The following is an 18,498-nucleotide window of genomic DNA, read 5'->3' as shown; positions in this document are numbered from 1 at the left end:
GACACCTTGGGCGTTCAGGTTCTGAACGCTATCGGGACTTATGCGATGGCGCCGGCATTCGGATTGAAGAGTTCGCCAGTCTTAAGCATCGTATGCATAATAACCGCCAGCTTGCGCGCCACGGCCACGGCAGCTCTTTTGAAGCCGATCCTCTCCCGGAGCTTCAGACCTTACGTGCGCAGAGTGCTGTCGGTTGAGCTGCGCGTCAGAATGACCGCCGCCGCTTAGAGAAGCCCTCGCAAATGGGCGTCGTGGTTGAGAGTCGAGAGAAAAATCATACCCGGACTCGGCCTTCGAGGTCCTCTTTTCGCCGAGACGATGCGCAGCGCGCATGACACTTGCCCATCGTTGTGTGGTCGAAATGATACATCCGTCGCGTGAACCTGTTCTTTCATAATTCGATCGAGCCTCGGAATTTCCTTCTACGGGCGGAGGCGGGTTCGGTTTATCGGAAGTTCCAATATTTCCGAGCGCGGCGCTCGAATTGGAACGGCCGCAGATTGGGGGAAATTTTCCGCAATGGGCACCAGCACAAAAATGCCCAGGAGCATGTCCGCTTGGCTCCCAATAGGCGACATGTCACCGAAGGGTGTCGATTGTGCTGCGGTCGACCAATGTCAAATTCTTCGCATGCAAATGTGAGTGAAGCGGTCGATGGCGGAGCATTGCGAAGCTGAGCGCCGAAATGACCTTTCAATGAGGAACGGATCGGAAGAACGAAATGGGCATCAGAAACTATTTGATTGAAGGCCTTTCTGGTGCCGGCAAAACCACGGTGGCTGAAGAACTGCAGCGGCGCGGTTTCCATGTCGTCCACGGTGATCGGGAGTTAGCTTATTATGGCGATCCTGAGACCGGTGAGCCATTGCAGGGCCTTGCCCGCGAGAGCGTGATGACCAACATCACGTTTGGGCACGAGCGTTGAATTTGGAATGTAGAGAAAGTCAAATCCCTGATTGCTGATCAACGTAACGCTCAGTCCTTCTCTGTGGAGGCTCAAGGAATTTCCACCATTTCATTGATTTGTTTGACAAGGTATTTATTCTCAACGTTGATCTCGAGACGTTGAACCGGCGGCTTACCGCGAGGCCACAAGATGAATTTGGTGGAAGACCGAGCGAACGGAAGCTGATGGGGCGGCTATATGCGATGAAGGAAAGCATCCCGAAAAATGGCATTGTAATTGACGCCACGGCGTCGCTTGGACAGGTCGTGGATGAAATCCTTCGAAGAGGTGGGGAGCGGAGCAGCACCGATGGCGTGCTGGTGTCTAGAGCAACCCACGCCTGTTTCTAAGAAACTTTATGGAATAAAGACCACGTGCAATCCTCAAATTGTTCATAAATTAGATTTCGCATAACATTTTCGGAATTTATTCCTAGCCGACCGGCTCATGAGGCGCGGCAAACGCCCAGGGTTCCCAAGGATCGGCCGAGACAAAAGGGCAGGGAGCCTAGCTGGTTAGGAACTTTAGGCCGTTCGTTTATTTCACTTGTTGCGTTTATTTCGAATAAGGCCTATACAAAAGGCCGTACAGGGGAGAAATACGATGACGATGCCAGCCTACGCCGAAGAGCTGGGAGGTACTCGTCTGCCTTCCGCGAGCGAGAAGGCGGCAGCCAACCAGCTTCGCCAGATACTCGCTTCGCATGCGACGGGAGATGCCAAACTGCGAGTGCTCGACGATGCACAGCAGGCTGCTGAGATAACCTTGTCGCCGGCCTTGTCGAGTCTCTTGATAGAATTGCTGCGGCATATCGGTCGCGGCGATGCGGTGACGCTTGTGCCTGTGCATGAGATGTTGACCACGCAGCAAGCTGCCGACATTCTGAATGTCTCGCGTCCGTTTCTGGTCTCGCTGCTCGAGAAGAACGAAATTCAGCACGTGACAGTGGGGCGTCATCGAAGGATTAGAGCAGAGGACCTATTCGCCTATAAGCGCACGCGTGATGAGAAGCGGGGCAAAGCGCTTGCGAATCTCGCTGAGCAGGACGCGGAGCACCTGTAAGCTTGTTTGCAAACCGCTTCACCGCATTTGTCGATGCGTGCTCACTTGCAAGCGCGCTCAAAAGGAACTTGCTTCTCTCCTTGGCGGAGGCGGAGTTTTTTCGTCTCCGCTGGTCGAGCCGCGTCCTGGATGAGACCGAAACAGCTATAAAAGAGATTTTGAGCGGCAAAGGCTTCGCCGATGCCGCGGCGCGCGCAGAGCGGGCACGCGCCAACATGGAAGCTGCCTTCGAAGACGCCATGGTTACAGATTTTGGTAACTTCTTGCCGGTTGCGGCGGGTCTGCCCGATCCCAACGATCACCACGTCGTTGCTGCGGCGGCCAAGACGCAAGCCGCAATGATCGTAACGGAAAACCTCAAGGACTTTCCGGCGGCAGTTCTTTCCGACCTGAACATGGAGGCGAAATCGGCCGACGCTTTCATTGCGGATACTATCGCACTCGACGAAGCTCGCGCTGTTGCGGCCATTCGGCGTATGCGCGAACGCTTCAAGAAACCGGAAATGACACCCGCGGAGCTCTTGCTCGTGATGGAAGCTGCGGGACTGATTGAGACAGTTGACGTGCTAAGGCCACACGTGGAATCCCTTTAGCTTAGTAATCAACCAGACGGGGTTTTGGCAACACGATCTTGATGCAAACTCGACTTCGGATATTCCATAATCTATGTTATGCGAAATCTAGTTTATGAACAATTTGAGGATTGTACGTGGCCTTTATTCCATAATGTTCTTAGAAACAGGCGTGGTGCTCTAGACACCAGCACGCCATCGGTGCTGCTCCGCTCCCCACCTCTTCGAAGGCATCTCTAACATCATCCAATTTGACGCTATCGCGGCCCCTAGACATCGGGTGCTCCGAGTTCAAAGATGAATTGCACCCCTGTGTGTACCGAAAACCTTATCCGGGTTGATAACGTAATGGAATCGCCTAAGCTGGCGGAATGATCGGGCTCCTCTGTTTCGTGCTGGCCGTCTTGGCTTCGCCCCTCAAGTCGAAGAGCCGACTTGAAGCAGAGAATGAGGCGCTCAGACATCAGTTTGATTGTCTTGAGGCGTAAGGTTCTTCATTCAATCGATCAGATCATCGATGGCCTGTCGGTTCCACGAATGCGAGGAGCACGGCTGCTCGAGCCTGGCGACGGCTATGATGTTCGTGAGTCGGCCCATTAGTCATAATTCGTCTTGCTCCGTCCGGGAATTCGGATCAGCGGCCCCGCGCCTCCCCTCCAGCGCCTGCCGCCGAAAGTCAGACCACTGCAAGAGTTCGTGCAGCGCCGGGCACAGCGCCTTGCCTACCTCTGTCATGCTGTACTCGACCCTCGGAGGAACTACCAGATAGACTCTGCGGTTCAGCACGCCGTCGCGCTCCAGCTCTTTCAATTGCTGAACAAGCATTTTCTGGGAGATGCCCGCAATCGCCCGCCGCAGCTCTGAAAAGCGGAGCGCTGGGCCGCCTGTGATCAGATGGAAGATGATCAGCAGCTTCCATCGTCCCTCGAGTACTCCCAAGGCCTCCTCCGCGGACTCCGCGGCCATATTAGCGCGCTCGCGCGGCGGCCCGCGCTGAGCAGCTGTAGCCGCCCACGCAGTAAGATCATGGTCACCTTTTGGTGTGTATGTCACTTTTTCGTCTGTTCTAGCCAACCCAAGAACTATGCGCCATATCCCCGGATGAAGCCAGACCTTCACCTGGGAGGTGCTCTTTATGGACCACAACCGGGCGATCAGCCCTGAAGACATCGCCGACATGATTGAGATCAGTCAGACGCTCTATCGGGGCCTTCGGTATACCGACGAGAAGAAGTGGGAAGAACGCGTGATGTATTTTACCCACGACCTGACGATCGACTTCGGCGGCGTGAAGCCCTCGCAGATCATCAAAGCCTCTGCTTTGATGGATTGGGCCCGCTTGGCTTATGCACTCGTCGACACGATGCACATTTCTACCAATCTGGACGTTCAGCTGCACGGCGAACGCGCGACCTCCTTCTCGTACGGTCATGCCCGACATCAGCGGACCGATACAGCCGACTATTGGCATATTTATGCGCGCTACGAGCACAGCTACGTGCGGACCTAGGAAGGCTGGAAGATTACAGAGATCAAGATGACTCCCGTATTCCAGGAAGGTAACCCGAAGCTACTCGAAGAAAGCTTTGCCGCTGCGAGCATGCAATGAGTGAGATCCGATCACCTGTCGCTTGCGACGCGGTTGCCCAGAACGGCGCTTTCTTGCGGCACTCCGCATAATGCATCATTTGACGGCAGTCGTCACTATCGGCACCCCTTTGATATGCTCCGATAGTGAGTGACGAAATTTGCACTGGCACGCCGACATCATGGATCGATGCCCGATCGCGTAGAGGGCCAGCATTGGTGCTGGCCCTCCATGGAGCATCGTCACAGGCTGGTTGCGTTAATGCCGTGCCTCCCTTTGTCGGTTTTTTCGTAAAACCTCTTGAGAAGACCAGGCACAGTCGGATTGCTGGCCATCAAAGTGTAGGAAGCATAAGCCTCCTTATAAAGCTGGTCATCGAGGGGTCGCCCGATCATGTCGAGCGTGACCTGTTTGGCGGAGCGCACGGATGCCTGATCATTTCTGAGGATTGTTTTCGCCACCGCCTCCGCAGTTTCCATAAGCTTATCATGCGGCACGACCTTCGACACCAAATTGATTTGAAGGGCTCGATGCGCGTCGATCGGCTCGGCGGTGAGAAGCATCTCTAGCGCGATACCCACGCCACAGAAGTTCACAAGCCTAGCAATACCACCGTCGCCGTGGTGAAACCCCCGGCGGGCCTCAAACGAGCCGAACTGCGCTCGCTCAGATGCGATCCGGATATCCGCCGCGAGCGCAGTCTCGAAGCCTCCCGCGAGCGCCCAGCCATTCACTGCAGCGATCACCGGCTTCGAAAAGCGATGCTTGCCGCGGGTGGTTCCGCCGAGGCCTAGCTTAACCCAGTCGGCCACCTTGCCGGGGGATGCGTTCACGTATGACGAAACGTGTGTCTTCAGATCCATTCCACCACAAAACGCGTCACCGGTACCCGTGATGATGACTACATCGATAGATTCGTCGGTTTCGAGGTCATCCCACGCGGCGCACAACGCATTGTGAAGCTCGAGATTGATCGCATTCTTGGCCTCCGGGCGGTTCATCCGCAAATACGCAATCCGATTGCGCTTTTCGATTTCCAGTACTGCCATTGTTCACTCCAGGTCTGTTGACATTGCTGATTACAGTGGTACGTTTACATAACACTGTTACTTACGCAAGTTGAAACTGAGCGAACTATGAATGACGCTAAGCGAGTGCAACGGAAGATGGCGATTGACGGAGTCAAGCGCGAATTAATTCGATCAGCAGCCAAGACATTATTCGCCGAATTTGGATTACAGGGCGCCTCGGTGCGCGAGATAGCAAAAGCGGCCGGCTACACGACCGGCGCCATATATTTTCACTACGCTAACAAGGAAGAGCTCTACGCCGATATCCTTCGCGAGTCGCTTGACCAACTGTTGAAGAAGATTGAGAACTCGCTGCCGAGAAGTGACGATCCAGTCGCGGCTCTTTCTGCAGCCTTCCGAGCGCTTGTCCGCTTTTATGACGAGAACCCTCGAGATCTCGACTTGAGCCTGTACTTGCTCAATGGAGCGCGTCCTCGCGGGCTTACTCCAGAGCTAAATAAGGAACTCAACGCAAAGTTGCGATCAGTGCTGGACATTTACCGAGTACATCTCGAGCGAGCCGGCGTCGAAAAAGCCAATCTTAGTGTCGAAGTGGGCGTGGTGTTTGATGAGATGATCGGCGCGCTCGTGGCAGCTCATACCGGTCGATTGAAGGTCATAGGGACTACGCTCTCGAGCGTCGTTGATCGCCATACCGCAAATATAGCGCGACGACTCTCGAAAACTAGGGCCCGCTAGACGATAGCGCCGCCGCTCCACCGTTCTGCAGAGGAGAGAGAGTACAATGCTGCAGTCAAGCATCAGTTACGTTCATGGCGCGTGCGACGAACCACTCATCGGCGACACGATCGACGCCCGCTTTGATCGCGCCGCAACTGAGTGGCCAACGCGAGAGGCCCTCATCGTCCCCTATCAAGGAATCCGCTGGACTTACGCTGATCTCGCGAAACGAGTGAACGCTCTTGCCTCAGCCTTGCTTGCCCATGGCCTTATACCGGGAGATCGCGTCGGCATTTGGTCGCCGAACAGCTCCGAGTGGGCAATCACTCAGTTCGCAACGGCGAAAATTGGATTGATACTTGTCACCATAAACCCTGCTTACCGCATTGGGGAAGCCGAATACGCACTCAATAAGGTCGGCTGCAAGGCGCTCATTCTCGCAACAGCACATAAAACCAGCAACTATATTGCTATGCTGAACGAGCTGGCGCCTGAGTTGGCGGAATCCGTCCCTGGGCATTTGGTGTCAGAGCGGCTCCCTGAGCTTCGAGTGGTCACTCAGATCGGAGGTTGCACCCCAGGAGCGCTTTCGTTTGACCGGCTGGTAGAGTCTGGTATGGGCTTGGCGCCAGACGAACGCGCTGCCGCCGCGCAGCGCCTAAATTTTGACGACGCGATCAACATTCAGTTCACGAGCGGAACGACCGGTTCGCCAAAAGGCGCTACGCGTACTCACCACAACATCCTCAACAATGCATATTTCAGCGGCAAAGCATTAAGACTTTGCGCCGACGACCGACTCTGTCTACCAGTTCCGCTCTACCATTGTTTCGGAATGGTTCTCGGCAACTTGATGGCCATGCAGTATGGGGCAGCGCTCGTATATCCTAGTGATGCCTTCGATCCGCTTGCTGTCCTGCAGAGCGTCGAGAAAGAACGTTGCACGGTACTTTACGGCGTGCCGACCATGTTCATCGCGGAGATGGAGCATCCCGAATTCCATAATTTCGATCTGAGTTGTTTACGAACGGGTATTATGGCGGGTAGTCCCTGTCCCATCGAGGTGATGCGTCGCGTGATCGATAGTATGCATCTGCAAGAGATTACAATCGGCTACGGCATGACTGAAACAAGTCCGCTGAGCTGCCAAGGCTCACCAGACGATCCTATCGAGCGGCGCGTTGCTACAGTCGGACGAGTGCACCCTCATGTAGAAATCAAAATTGTGTGCAAGGATGGCGAAACAGCTCCGCGCGGAACACCCGGCGAATTACTCGTACGCGGATATTCGGTCATGCAGCGTTACTGGGATGATCCGGCCAAGACGGCGGATGCCATCGATGGCGCTGGCTGGCTGCACACTGGCGATCTCGCTACTCTCGACAAGCAAGGCTACTGTAATATTGTTGGTCGGGTGAAAGACATGGTGATCCGCGGGAGAGAGAACATCTATCCACGCGAGATCGAGGATGCTCTATACGAACACCCGGAAATCGAAGAGGTCCAAGCGTTCGGGGTACCAGATCCGAAGTTCGGCGAGCAGGTTTGCGTCTGGGTCCGCTGCCGCATCGGCGCTCACCTCTCCGAAGAGGATATCCGGCAGCATTGCAGGCAGCGCCTGGCGCACTTCAAGGTTCCTCACTACGTCAAATTCGTCAACACTTTCCCGATGACCGTTACCGGTAAGGTCAGGAAGTTTGAGATGCGCACCCAGGCGAGCCAGGAGCTCGGCCTAAGTGAAATCAAGACTGCCTAAGGACATCGAGGTGATGGCTACTAGCGCATCTGAGCAGCTGAAAGGCGTGGATGAGATCCTGCGCCTATTGGGAAATCCGACAGCGAACCCTTACGGAGTTCGGGTAGAGCGGCTCTCAGCCGGGCTTGCAGAACTTTGCCTGCCGTTTGACAAACCGACGCTTGGCTGCGATGGGACGCATTCGAGATATTCTTTGATTGCAGCGACCGATTTCGCCATGCGCGCGGCAGTTTCGGCGAACACTCGCAGCCACCGACACGGCGAACCGCTCTTGTCCTTACTATGGTAGCGTGAGTGCCTGGCATGGTGGCGGAGGTTCGCTGCGTCGCGGAATCGCCGGAGCCCCCTTTTGTTATTGGCGCAGCCAGAGGCGCAAGACCCGATTTCTGCGAAATGGCGCCCAAAACCTGAAGAGCGACCCATCGCCGACCAGTAGCCTTCAGGCAACGAGCGAGGTAGAATTGGACGCTGGGGGTTGGGGGACGGCAGGGATGTTGGAGGAAGTCGCCTACGAGGCACGGCTTGTCGAAAGCTTTACGCCGCCGCCGCTACGCCTCGCCGCTTCTGGCGCCACGACAGCCGCGGATGGCGACATGGCGCTGCTGTGGCTGGACGTCGTCGGCTTCACACGTATCACCGGCCATCTCGTGGAAACCGGGCCGGCCGGTATCGAACAGATGGCCGTCGTGCTGGAGCGGCATTTCCATAAGCTGCTCGGCAACATCGTTGCCCATGGCGGCGAGCCATTCATGTTTGCGGGTGATGGCCTGCTCTCCGGCTGGCGATGCAGCGAAGGTACGCCACGTGAGGCGGTGTTGCGCGCCGCCGCTTGCGGCCAGGCAATCCTGTCCTCTCCAGGCGCCGCATTGCCTTCGGGCGACACGCTGCAATTACATGCGGTCCTAGCGCTCGGCCCCTCTCGCACGACCGAGGTCGGCCGCGCCTCGGACCGCTTTCACGTGACGGTCGGGGGCGGGCTCGCCGATCTTCAGGCAACGAGCGTTAGGCGTGCCGCCGGCCGTCTGTTGCTATCGCCGGCCGCGCGCGCGGCGCTGGGAGATGCGGCCGAAACAGTGGAGGACGAGACTGGCGCCGTCATCCTCGCCGCGCTGAACAGCGCGCCGGAACCGGTGCCGCTGGTCATACCGCCGCTCTCGCCTTCGAACCGTGAACACTTCGCACCGCTCGTCCCGCTGCCGATCCGTAGTCACCTGGGGGAGCGCTATCTCGATTGGGCGGCCGAGCTTCGCCGCGTCACCGCCGTGTTCATCGCTCTCTCCAACTTCGATCAGGCCTCACCCGACAGCCTGCAACAGCTCGAGTCGGTCGCAGCGACGGTCGGCCCGGTCGTGCGACGGCACGATGGCTTCATGCATCAACTCCGGGTCGATGAGAGCGGCGCGAACCTTTTCGTGCTGTTCGGCATCCCTCCCGTCGCCCATGCCGACGATCCCGTCCGCGCCGTGCGCTGCGCCATCGATCTCAGGGACGCCCTGCGCGGAATGGGCCACCGCTGCAGTCTCGGCGTCGCCACAGGGCGCGTTTTCTGCGGCTTGATCGGCAACGACATATTCCGGGCGTGGACGACCTATGGCGAGGCGATCAACCTCGCGGCGCGGCTGAGAAGTTCTGACATCATCCAGTGCGATCATGCCACCTATCGCGCCGCGCACGAAGCCATCGCCTTCGGCCCGGTCGGCCTGCGCGGCCTGCGCGGTCTGAAGCCTGCCGTTCAGGTGTGGACGCCGCAGCGCTCCTATCGCGCCGAGGCGAGTGTCCCCATGCAAGGCAGGGAGCGGGAGCTCGCCGAGCTGTTGACTGCAATCGATGCCGCCGGTGAAGGCGCCGCGCGGCTTGTGACGGTCGAAGCGGAAAGCGGCATGGGCAAATCCCGCCTTCTCGCCGAATTCCACCAGCGCACGCTCGCCTCGGGCGTCGTCCTGCTCAACGGCTACGCCGATCGGATCGAGCGCGACGTACCCTATCGCGGCTGGCGCGATGTTCTGGCGCGTCTTTTGGATGTTGATCTGGCCGCGTCGGATACGGCGCAGCGTGAAGCCGTGTTGTCCGCTCTCGGCCCGGAGTTCGTGGCACAGGCCGCGCTCCTCAACGTCGTATTTCCGCTCAACCTGCCTGAGACGAGCGATCTGCAGGCGGTCCCGCTTCCACAGCGGGCTCAGTTGCGCCTCGCTTTGCTGGTCGATCTCCTGCGTCGCGCCAGCGCCGGGCGGCCGCTCCTGGTCTCGATCGATGATGCGCACTGGCTGGACGAGGAGAGCTGGCTACTGGTCGAGGCCGCGATCCGCGACGTGCGCGGGCTTTGCCTGGTGCTGGCTATGCAGCCGCTCGAGGACGACAGCCGGCTGGAGCGACTTGCGGATGAGGGAGCGCAGCGGCTTCACCTAAGCGAACTGTCGGACGAGGATCAGGAGCGCCTCGTGCTGGCCCGGCTCGGCGCGGATCGGCTCACCGAGGAACTTTCAGCGCAGGTGCGCAGCCGCGCCCGCGGCCATCCGTTCTTTTGCCTGGAGCTGGCACAGGCACTGCGCGACGATGGGCTGATCGAAGTGGTGGAAGGCATCTGCCACATCGTGCCCAGCGGCAGTACGACCGACCTGCCCATGCCGGACTCGGTCCAGGGCACCGTGATGCGTCGTATCGATCGCCTCGCCCCCGAAAGCCAGGTCACGCTAAAGGTGGCGAGCGCGGCAGGCCTTCGCTTCCCGACCCTGCTCGTCTCCGAAGTCCATCCGACCGCACGTGGCGAGCAGATGACGGTCGCGCGTCATCTCGCGCTGCACGACCGCGTCGGTTTCTTGCTGCCCGAGCAGGTCGACGAGCGGGAGGGCTACGCCTTTCGTCACGGCATCATCCGCGACGTCGCCTACGAGTCGATGCTCTATGCCCAGCGTCGGCAATTGCATCGTGAGATCGCGCTTTGGAACGAGGATGCCTCCGCCTCCAATAGGTCCCGCGTCTATGCGCTGCTGGCCTATCATTGGGAGGCCGCTGGCGAGACCGCACGGGCCACGGACTATCTGCGGCTCGAAGCGGAGCGCGTATTTGGCGCGGGCCTCGTTGGCCAGTCGATCGAGATCGGCTTGCGGGGCGCGCGGCTGCTCGGCAGCGACCTGCCCACCGACAGAGCGGCGCTGCACGCGGCCATCGGCCAGGAATTGGAAACAATCGGAAGATTGCTGGACGGCCGGCGGCCCGATGAGCTGGCTAGACTGCCGCCGCTCACCGATCAGCGGGCTGGTCAGCTCATTCACCTCCTGCTCGTCCTTGCGCCCTTCGCCCATCAAAGCGAGCAGGTCGAGCTGTTTGCGCTGATGGGATGCAGGTGTCTTCGCCTCACCCTCGAATACGGCAACGGCCCGCTCGCCCCCGATGTCTACTCCATGTACTCGGTCGTCTATGGTGCGCTGAGCGGAGACCGCGATACCGCCGCCATCTGGAGCCGTGTCGGACTGGCCTTGTTGAAGGAAGAGCGCGGTGCCGGCTTCGCCCGGTGCAGCTTCATTCATGCATGGTTCCACAACCACTGGGTCGCGCCACTCGGTGAAGGCATCGCATTGGCAGATGCCGGCAGCGAGGCAGGGCTCGGCGACAACGAGGTGATCTACGGCTGCTTCAACCTGTCGGCATCCCTCGTGCTGCTGGCTGCCGCCGGCCGGCCGCTCGCCGAGATCATAGAGCAGGCGCGAATCCGCATCGAGCGCAACGGGCGGCGTGTCCTCAATGCGCATTATCATCTGGTATTCGAGCTGCAATTCGCCAAAGCGCTGGCCGGCTTGACCTCTGCCCTGCCCGTGCTCGGTGATGCCGAATTCGATGAAGTCCGCGATATCGACTCTGTCGCCGACACCAATCTCAGCAACCAGATCGGCTACTATTTCGTCACGAGGATGAAGCTGCACCTGCATGCCTGCGACTGGTCGGGCGCTCTGGAATGGGCGGCGCGCGCGCATCCGATGCTTCCCTATTTCGGCGGACAGGCGGCCGAGTTCGAGCTCTCGCAATATCGCGGCCTCGCCGCGGTGGCCGCCGCAGCATTTGGCGCCGCAAAGGAAGGGACAACGCTCCTCCAGCAGGGACGCGATTGTCTCGAGCAGCTCCGCGGATGGGAAGCGCGCAATCCGGCCGTGTTTCGTCACAAGGCCGATCTGCTCGATGGCCTGGTGCAGGCCGCGATGGGCCGGGAGGGCGATGCCGCGCGCCTGCTCGGCCGAGCGGGCGAAGGCGCTGCCGCCGGAGGCTTTCTTCAGGATGCCGGTCTCGCGCACGAATATCTCGCCCGCTGTCGACGCCTGGTCGCCGACAGGGCCGGCGCTACCGCATCGGCACTCGCGGCGCGCGAGATGTTTCGCTGCTGGGGCGCGGACGCGAAGGTCCGTCTTCTCGAAAAGGAATTCGAACTGCCGCCCACCTAGCTGCCGATTTTTCGCACTTAATTTTCACGCCGGGCACCCGACCTGTGTCATCGACCTGTCTGGATAAGAAAATATTTTGATTGTCGGAACGAACAGGGCTGGTTTCCATAGGGACTTACTTAGTAAACTTAACATAGCCTGAATGACAAATACAATTATTAGTTGTTGACCGGGGACGCGGCTGAACCGCAGAAGCGGGCTCTGCGAAATGGGGGAAACGATGCCAGCATCAACGAAGCCTAGCGTTGCGGATCAGCTCCTGGACTATCTGGCGCTCGAGGACGCCAAGACAATTTTTGGCGTTCCCGGCGCCGGCGTCATGCATCTGCTCAAGCGCATCCATGACCGCGACGAATTCAGATACATCATCACCCGGCACGAGACCGGCGCCGCCTACATGGCGGACGGATACTACCGAGCGACCGGAAAACCCGGCGTGGTGCTGGTCACCAGCGGCCCGGGCGCGACCAACGCGCTGACCGGTACCATGAACGCGCAATTCGACGGCTCGGCCGTGCTGACGCTCACCGGCGAAGTGCCGGAGCAGTTCTTCGGCCGCGGCTATCTGCAGGAAGGCACCGATTGTGGGCTCAATGTGCGCGACATCTATGCCGCCGCCACGCGCTACAGTGCCGATATCCCCGATGCCTCGAGTATGCCGATCCTGGTCGAGCAAGCGCTGCGATCCATGCTGTCGATCCCCCGTCGTGCCGTGCACCTTAGTATCGCCGACAACATTGCCGCCGCCGAAGCTCAAACGGGTCTCTACGTCTCCGCGCGGCCGCCGAAGAGCCCGGAAGCCTATCGTTGCCTGCCGGTAGGCGCGCCCCAGCATGGGGTCCGCCGTGCACTCGAGGTGTTGAGCTCGGCGAAGCGCCCGCTCATTCTGCTTGGCAATGGCTGCTGGGAGGCGCTGCGCGATCCGGCGACCGCGCGGGCGCTGCGGTGCCTGGTCGAATGGTGGAACATCCCGGTCATCACCACCTCGGACGGCAAGGGCGTATTTCCCGAGACGCATCGGCTTTCGCTGCGTGCCTACGGCTTCGCCGGCTGCCTCTGGCCGCAATACTGGATGATCGACTCGGCAACCAACAGCGCGGCGCATGACGCCTTGCTGGTGATCGGCTCCTCCCTCGGCGAACTCGCTACCTACAAATGGAATCCGATGCTGGTGCCCAAAGGGCCGTTCCTGCAGGTCGACCTCGACCAGTCGGTGATCGGCCGGGGCTTTCCAGTCACCGATGGCATCGTTGCGGAAGCAGGCGCCTTCATTCGCGCGCTATGGAATCAAGCTCCGGCCTTCCCGCACGATCCCGCCGCCGTCGCGGCGCGCGGCAAGGAGATCGCGGAGATCAAGAAAAATCATTCGCCGGTCGTTTCACTCCCGGACGCCGCACAGACGCCGGGAACGCTCCATCCGGCGGCGCTCTGTCAGTTGCTGAACGGCCATCTTCTACAAAACGAAGAGCTTCCCGGCGTGATGGTATTCATCGACAGCGGCAACTGTGTCGGTTGGGCGATGCACTACATGGTCGTGCCTGAGGGGCGGGAAATGCATAGCGCACTCGCGATGGGCCCAATGGGCTTTGCGGTCTGCGCTGTGATCGGTGCGCGCTGTGGCAGACCTGATCGGCTCTGTGTCGCACTGGTCGGCGATGGCGCGCTGCTCATGCATCTCGGTGAAATCAGCACAGCCGCTGAGAACAAGATTGGCGCCATCTGGGTCGTGCTCAACGACAACGACCTCAACATGGTTTCCCAGGGCATGAACGCATTCCTTCCTGATCCCGTTCCGTTTTCGTATCCCCTGGGCAACCCCAACCTACGCAAGGTTGCGAAAGGTCTTGGCGCCGACGCGTATGACGTCGAAAAGCCGGCCGATTTTGCGCCGGCCTGGGAAGCGGCGCTGCGCGGTGCCGCTGCCGGACGGCCACAGGTGATCGTCGCGAAAGTGGATCCGAAGGCGGCGCCGCCGTATTGGACCAAGCCTTATTGGCCCACGACGGCGATCATCGATTGAATTTACGGCTTCGAGGGGGCGAACCAAATGCAGCAACAACCGGATCTCGATATTGCGATCGTCGGCGGTGGGGTCGGCGGCATCTATACCGGCTGGCGATTGATGACGTCGACGCTTGGCGACGGCCTGGCGGCGAACTGGGCAAGGGCGCGCGGTGGCACTCTCAAGGTGAAGCTGTTCGAGGGCAGTGATCGCATCGGCGGCCGGCTGCTCTCCGCCCGCTCACCGCATATGCCCGACACCACTGCCGAGATCGGCGGCATGCGCTACGTCAGCCCCGCGCAAACGCGGATGAAAGACCTAGTCGAGAACGTACTCAAGCTGCCGACCCATCAGCAGGTCGTGGACGTCGCAAACAACATTGCGTTCCTGCGCGGCCATCTTCTGCGCACCTCACAGCTTGGCAACCCGGACGTGCTCCCCTACTGGTTCGACCCGGCCGAGGCCAAGTGGCTCGCGGCCCAAACGGGTGCCAGTCCGGCGGAGCTGATCACGCGGGAATTGATCAACCTCATGCCGGAGATCCCCGACAAGCTCAAAAGCGGCCAGCTACGGCAATACCTGCTGGACCAGAAGATCGACGGCCTGCCGCTGTGGCAGCACGCATTCTGGAACCTGCTGGCCAAGTATATCAGTCCGGACGGCTACAACGCTGCGCGCACGACCGTCGGCTATGACTGCCTGGGCGGCAACACCAACGCGCTCGACCTCATCACCGAATATTTCGATTTTGCGCAGGGTGTCGAGTACCGGATGGTGAACGAGGGCTACGAGGCGGTGCCCTGGCGATTGCAGCAGAGATTCCACGACGCCGGAGGCGAAATCGAATGCAACTGCTGGCTGGATGGCTTTGTTGGCGTCGAGCTCGCCGACGGATCGAAGGGCGTACAGCTTGATTTGCGCGATGGCCGCAAAATTACCGCACGCGCCATCGTGCTTGCCATGCCCCGTCGCGCGATCGAATTGTTGCGGCCGGAGGGCGAGGTACTTGACCCAAGGAACACCCAATTCCGACACGACCTCGCCTCGGTCCGCGCGATTCCGCTGTTCAAGTGTTTTCTGCTGTATCCCGAGAGCTGGTGGCAGGCGGCAGGGGTTTCTAGCGGCCGATCGCTCACCGACCTGCCGTTGCGGCAGTGCTATTATTGGCCCGTCGGGTCGGACGGTGATGGCGTGCCCAAGCCCGGCGAGCCCGGCCTCGCGATGGCTTATGATGACCTCCTGAACGTCGACTTCTGGGCTGGCCTCGACACCATCGCGGACGTGCAAAGAGCCGGCCTGCAATTGGGCGCGCCAGTGCTGCGCGCGCTGCCGACATTCAACCGAGCCCCAAGTCCGCTTGCGTCGTCACTTCAGACGGACGAGTTCTCCAAGCGGCTGCAGGCGAATTGGGAGGCGCACAAGGCCACTCAGCCGATGGTGGACGAACTGCACCGCCAGCTCTTGCAGATGCACGGCATCGAGAGCGCGCCGAAGCCGACCGATGCCGCCTATATGGACTGGTCGCGCGATCCGTATGGCGGCGGCGTGCATCTCTGGAACGTGAACTACAACTCGGCAGAGATGCTCGAACACATGACCCAGCCTGTCGCGAACTTTCCCTGTTACATCTGCGGTGAAGCGTACTCGACCAACCAGACATGGGCCGAGGGCGCGCTGGAGACTGCCGATATCGTCCTGCATCGTCTCGGCTTAGCCTGATCCGGAGTGGCCCGCATGACTGAAAACCGCATCGGCATTATCGGCATGGCCCAAAATCTGCCAACTGACATCCGCACCAACGATGACAAGATCTTCGATTGGCTGCGCGAGCACCATCCTGACGGACAGGGGCTATTCACGGGTTATGACAAGCGCCATGTGCTGGCCGAGGGCCAGACCGTGCTCGATATCCTCGTGCCGGCTGCACGCGCAGCGATTGCCGATGCCGGCTTGGACATCAGCCAGATCGACATCGTCATGGGCTGCCTCTCTCCGAATACCTATTTCGTACCGCCGGATCTGTTCGCGCTGACGAGAGATCTGAAGCTCTCGGAAAGGACGCTGACGATTCCGTTGGCGAATGATTTCAGCAATTTCAATGTCGGAGTGGCACTGGCCGACGCCATGATCCGCGCCGGGCGTGCGCGCAACATCCTGGTCGCGATCGGCGGCGGCTGGACAACCATTATGGATTACCACACGCCGCAGTCGGTGAGCGCGGCCGACGGCGCGGCCGCTGCGGTGGTGGGCGTGGCGGCGCCGGGGCAGCAACCGCGCTGGCGTCTGGTGGATACCGAGGTGATCGCCCAGGAGCAGAATTTCGGCGATATGTTTCTGATCGGCGACCGTCGCCAAGTGCGGTTTGAACCCGGTGCTTCGGACCCGAGTCCGCAGGCCCAGAACTGGACCGGTCCCTACTACCACGTCACCGAATCGGGTCTGAAGCATTTTGGCACCTTCGGTGGCCAGACGGCGCCGCACGCCGTGAGCCGCCTCCTGCAACGCCAGGGCATCTCTTCCAAGGACGTTACCCTGACCGGCCACCAGGCCTCGCAGACATTGCTGGATGTCTGGCAAAAGACGCTGGAGCCCGGCGCGACGTTCTTTACGCTCGCCGAAAACGCCAACATGACAGTCGCAAACATCCCCGTGAATCTGTGCCTGATGCGGGGCAAGGTGAGCACACCATGGGTCGTGGCACTCAGCCTCGCCGGCGACATGCACGCCCACGCCATGCTGCTGCGGGCGCCGGAGAAGTGAGACGGTTTCAGAAGGAGTTCGCTCGCTTTCTCCAAGCGCGAAGACGTCGCGTCGCCTAACATGAAAAAGCGCGCCGAGCGCATTCTACGAGCGCCCTGGTTTCCTTGCGCGAGACGCAGAAGAGACAGGAATGCCCCATCCGAAATGGGCAAAGACCATGACCCTGCCAAACCAGCAGCAACATCACAAGCTGATCGAAGATTGACCGGGCTGGCCACAACGTGTGTGGAGGCGCGGTGATACAGCGACTGTGCATCCCGCACTTGCGACCTCAGTCGAGACTCAACTTCTTCGATCAAAATCGACGACGATCGTGATGCTCATCTCCTTTGGCGGCGGATCGAACGGCGCGCTTGCGCGAATGGTTTGCAGCGCGCTCGCGTCGACCTTGGATTGCCCGCTGTTTGTTACAATCTTCAGACTGTCGGGACGAATCCGCCCGTTGGACAGGATGAAGAACGTGACGGTAGCGGAACTGGCGTGCCCGCCGCCAGGATTGACCAGATGGGCTCGCACCTTCTTTGACAACAGTTTGGCGTTGTGTGTACCGAAAACCTTATCCGGGTGATGACGTAATGGAATCGCCTAAGCTGGCGGAATGATCGGGCTGCTCTGTTTCGTACTGGCCGTCTTGGCTTCGCCCCTCAAGTCGAAGAGCCGACTTGAAGCAGAGAATGCGGCGCTCAGACATCAGTTGATTGTCTTGAGGCGTAAGATGCGGGGTCGCGTCCGGCTCACCAACGATGATCGCTGGTTCTTCATTCAGCTGTATCGCTGGTTTCCATCGATCTTGCAGGTCCTCACGATCATCCGGCCCGAGACGGTCGTGCGTTGGCACCGCGCCGGCTTTCGCGGCTATTGGCGTTGGAAGTCGCGCCCGATCGGAGGGGCGGCCGCCGATCGACACGAGGCTGCGCGCGTTGATCCGGCGGATCAGCGTCGAAAATCCGCTTTGGGGCGCGCCACGCATCCACGGCGAACTGCTCAAGCTCGGGTTCGAGGTCGCGCAGTCCAGCGTCGCCAAGTACATGGTGAAGCGACGCGGGCCACCCAGCCAGGGATGGCGGATCTTCTCGCGTAATCACGCGCCGGACATTGCCGCCATGGACTTGTTCGTTGTTCCCACCGTCAGTTTCGATCTGCTCTATGCTTTTGTGATCGTCCGGCTCGACCGCAGAGACCTGGTCTGGATCAACGTCACAGCAAATCCGACGGCGGAACGGGTTGCACGTCAAATCACGGAGGCATTTCCTTGGGATGAGGCTCCGCACTACCTCATCCGCGATCGCGACCGGATCTATGGCAGCGTCGTCACGCGCCGATTGCGCGCCATGGGCATCCGGGACAAGCCTACCGCACCAACCTCGCCTTGGCAGAATGGGTTTGCCGAACGGCTGATCGGATCGATCCGGCGTGAGTGTTTGGACCACGTCATTGTTTTGGGCGAGGCGCATCTGCGTCGGGTCCTGCAATCCTACGCCGACTATTACAATAACGTCAGAACGCATCGATCCTTGAACAAGGACGCGCCGATTTCTCGCCCGGTTCAGCGAACCGGTGCGATCAGTTCACGCCCCATCCTGGGCGGACTTCATCACCACTACGCCCGAGCTTAAGTTTTCGGTACA

General features: G+C 59.8%; 13 protein-coding genes and 2 pseudogenes. 11 read left to right on the top strand and 4 right to left on the bottom strand.

Going from position 1 to position 18,498, the window contains the following annotated elements; genetic code table 11:
- Positions 1-38: 38 nt before the first annotated feature.
- A pseudogene (locus tag YY7_RS58485) lies at positions 39-251 on the bottom strand (IS110 family transposase); the annotation flags it as partial.
- A gap of 470 nt (positions 252-721) precedes the next feature.
- Between YY7_RS58485 and YY7_RS52810 the strand changes: the two are divergent.
- The 3 genes and pseudogenes from YY7_RS52810 (at position 722) to YY7_RS0126030 (ending at position 2,601) form a co-directional block, all read left to right on the top strand.
- A pseudogene (locus YY7_RS52810) lies at positions 722-1,296 on the top strand (AAA family ATPase).
- A gap of 253 nt (positions 1,297-1,549) precedes the next feature.
- Complete coding sequence (locus YY7_RS0126035) at positions 1,550-2,008, top strand: helix-turn-helix domain-containing protein (RefSeq protein WP_028165792.1); 459 nt, start codon at positions 1,550-1,552, stop codon at positions 2,006-2,008.
- Between the two features lie 2 nt (positions 2,009-2,010).
- Positions 2,011-2,601 carry a PIN domain-containing protein gene (locus YY7_RS0126030; protein WP_028165791.1) on the top strand — a complete coding sequence of 197 codons (591 nt, stop codon included), beginning with the start codon at positions 2,011-2,013 and terminating at the stop codon, positions 2,599-2,601.
- A gap of 579 nt (positions 2,602-3,180) precedes the next feature.
- On the opposite strand, the gene YY7_RS63405 is transcribed toward YY7_RS0126030, so the two are convergent.
- Positions 3,181-3,519 (bottom strand): winged helix-turn-helix transcriptional regulator, encoded by a 339-nt coding sequence (locus tag YY7_RS63405; RefSeq protein WP_349642680.1) that lies wholly within the window; start codon positions 3,517-3,519, stop codon positions 3,181-3,183.
- A 196-nt stretch (positions 3,520-3,715) separates the two neighbouring features.
- On the opposite strand from YY7_RS63405, the gene YY7_RS0126010 reads away from it, so the two are divergent.
- Positions 3,716-4,090 (top strand): nuclear transport factor 2 family protein, encoded by a 375-nt coding sequence (locus YY7_RS0126010; protein WP_080663848.1) that lies wholly within the window; start codon positions 3,716-3,718, stop codon positions 4,088-4,090.
- Positions 4,091-4,410: 320 nt separating this feature from the next.
- Here YY7_RS0126010 and YY7_RS52800 read toward each other — a convergent pair whose 3' ends face one another.
- Complete coding sequence (locus YY7_RS52800; protein ID WP_063623402.1) at positions 4,411-5,217, bottom strand: enoyl-CoA hydratase/isomerase family protein; 807 nt, start codon at positions 5,215-5,217, stop codon at positions 4,411-4,413.
- An 87-nt stretch (positions 5,218-5,304) separates the two neighbouring features.
- Between YY7_RS52800 and YY7_RS0126000 the strand changes: the two genes are divergently transcribed.
- The 6 genes from YY7_RS0126000 to YY7_RS0125975 all read left to right on the top strand — a co-directional run bounded on the left by YY7_RS0126000 (position 5,305) and on the right by YY7_RS0125975 (position 16,870).
- Complete coding sequence (locus tag YY7_RS0126000; RefSeq protein WP_063623401.1) at positions 5,305-5,937, top strand: TetR/AcrR family transcriptional regulator; 633 nt, start codon at positions 5,305-5,307, stop codon at positions 5,935-5,937.
- A 46-nt stretch (positions 5,938-5,983) separates the two neighbouring features.
- Complete coding sequence (locus tag YY7_RS0125995) at positions 5,984-7,675, top strand: AMP-binding protein (protein ID WP_028165788.1); 1,692 nt, start codon at positions 5,984-5,986, stop codon at positions 7,673-7,675.
- Between the two features lie 491 nt (positions 7,676-8,166).
- Complete coding sequence (locus tag YY7_RS0125990; protein WP_028165787.1) at positions 8,167-12,108, top strand: AAA and adenylate/guanylate cyclase domain-containing protein; 3,942 nt, start codon at positions 8,167-8,169, stop codon at positions 12,106-12,108.
- 220 nt (positions 12,109-12,328) lie between these two features.
- Positions 12,329-14,128, top strand: a complete 1,800-nt coding sequence (locus YY7_RS0125985) for a thiamine pyrophosphate-binding protein (RefSeq protein WP_028165786.1) — start codon at positions 12,329-12,331, stop codon at positions 14,126-14,128.
- Between the two features lie 27 nt (positions 14,129-14,155).
- Entirely contained in the window at positions 14,156-15,829 is a 1,674-nt protein-coding gene (locus tag YY7_RS0125980) for a flavin monoamine oxidase family protein (RefSeq protein WP_028165785.1), read from the top strand.
- Between the two features lie 15 nt (positions 15,830-15,844).
- A complete protein-coding gene (locus YY7_RS0125975) occupies positions 15,845-16,870 on the top strand; it encodes a hypothetical protein (protein ID WP_028165784.1) in 1,026 nt (341 codons plus the stop codon).
- Between the two features lie 282 nt (positions 16,871-17,152).
- Here YY7_RS0125975 and YY7_RS65150 read toward each other — a convergent pair whose 3' ends face one another.
- Positions 17,153-17,386: an energy transducer TonB family protein gene (locus YY7_RS65150; protein ID WP_433994527.1), complete on the bottom strand. Its 234-nt coding sequence runs from the start codon at positions 17,384-17,386 to the stop codon at positions 17,153-17,155.
- A gap of 404 nt (positions 17,387-17,790) precedes the next feature.
- Here YY7_RS65150 and YY7_RS62575 point away from each other — a divergent pair, with 404 nt between their 5' ends.
- The gene (locus YY7_RS62575) at positions 17,791-18,486 is read left to right on the top strand and encodes an integrase core domain-containing protein (protein ID WP_245287399.1); all 696 of its coding nucleotides are present in this window, start codon (positions 17,791-17,793) and stop codon (positions 18,484-18,486) included.
- The last annotated feature ends 12 nt before the right edge of the window (positions 18,487-18,498 follow it).

The sequence above is a fragment of the Bradyrhizobium elkanii WSM2783 genome (assembly GCF_000472865.1).
Lineage (GTDB): Bacteria > Pseudomonadota > Alphaproteobacteria > Rhizobiales > Xanthobacteraceae > Bradyrhizobium > Bradyrhizobium elkanii_A.
This window is presented reverse-complemented; position numbering and strand designations above follow the sequence as displayed.

Bases quoted from the DNA above. Each gene is read 5' to 3' on its own strand.
- YY7_RS52800 (WP_063623402.1), bottom strand. From the start codon at position 5,217: ATGGCAGTACTGGAAATCGAAAAGCGCAATCGGATTGCGTATTTGCGG.
- YY7_RS0126000 (WP_063623401.1), top strand. From the start codon at position 5,305: ATGAATGACGCTAAGCGAGTGCAACGGAAGATGGCGATTGACGGAGTC.
- YY7_RS0125990 (WP_028165787.1), top strand. From the start codon at position 8,167: ATGTTGGAGGAAGTCGCCTACGAGGCACGGCTTGTCGAAAGCTTTACG.
- YY7_RS0126010 (WP_080663848.1), top strand. From the start codon at position 3,716: ATGGACCACAACCGGGCGATCAGCCCTGAAGACATCGCCGACATGATT.
- YY7_RS0125985 (WP_028165786.1), top strand. From the start codon at position 12,329: ATGCCAGCATCAACGAAGCCTAGCGTTGCGGATCAGCTCCTGGACTAT.
- YY7_RS0125980 (WP_028165785.1), top strand. From the start codon at position 14,156: ATGCAGCAACAACCGGATCTCGATATTGCGATCGTCGGCGGTGGGGTC.
- YY7_RS0125975 (WP_028165784.1), top strand. From the start codon at position 15,845: ATGACTGAAAACCGCATCGGCATTATCGGCATGGCCCAAAATCTGCCA.
- YY7_RS0125995 (WP_028165788.1), top strand. From the start codon at position 5,984: ATGCTGCAGTCAAGCATCAGTTACGTTCATGGCGCGTGCGACGAACCA.
- YY7_RS0126035 (WP_028165792.1), top strand. From the start codon at position 1,550: ATGACGATGCCAGCCTACGCCGAAGAGCTGGGAGGTACTCGTCTGCCT.